Annotated in this window: 1 protein-coding gene; it reads left to right on the top strand. The window is 61.9% G+C overall.

Going from position 1 to position 431, the window contains the following annotated elements:
• On the top strand, nt 1–431 hold a 431-nt coding region (locus tag GRF61_RS24355), incomplete at both ends, for an IS66 family transposase zinc-finger binding domain-containing protein (protein WP_211166202.1).

Here is a 431-nt window from a genome sequence, read left to right as displayed (position 1 = left end):
CAGTTGATGGCCCAGGTCGGCGAGAAGGACCGGGAGTTGCGGTACCGGCAAGCCAAGATCGACCAGCTCACACACGAGCTGGCCATCCACAAGCGCTGGAAGTTCGGCAAGCGCAGCGAGCAACTGACATCTGAACAGGCGAGTCTGCTGGACGAAGCCATTGACGCAGACCTCGAGGCGATTGAGACCGAACTGGAAGCGCTCCTGCCGTCGTCCAAATCTGAAGCCAAGAGCAAGCCCAAGCGCCAGGCATTGCCGCCGCAGTTGCCGCGCACCGACATCCACCACGAGCCGGACGCAGAGACCTGCACCTGTGGGTGTGCGCTCAAGCGCATTGGCGAAGACATCAGCGAGAAGCTGGACTACACGCCGGGCACGTTCACCGTGGAGCGTCACATCCGCGGCAAATGGGTGTGCGATCAGTGTGAGAC

Origin of the sequence: Azoarcus sp. TTM-91 (genome assembly GCF_012911025.1) — a bacterium.
In the GTDB taxonomy this organism is placed as follows: Bacteria; Pseudomonadota; Gammaproteobacteria; order Burkholderiales; family Rhodocyclaceae; genus Azoarcus.
The sequence above is the reverse complement of the archived record's forward strand: the minus strand, read 5'-3'. Positions and strand labels throughout refer to the sequence as shown.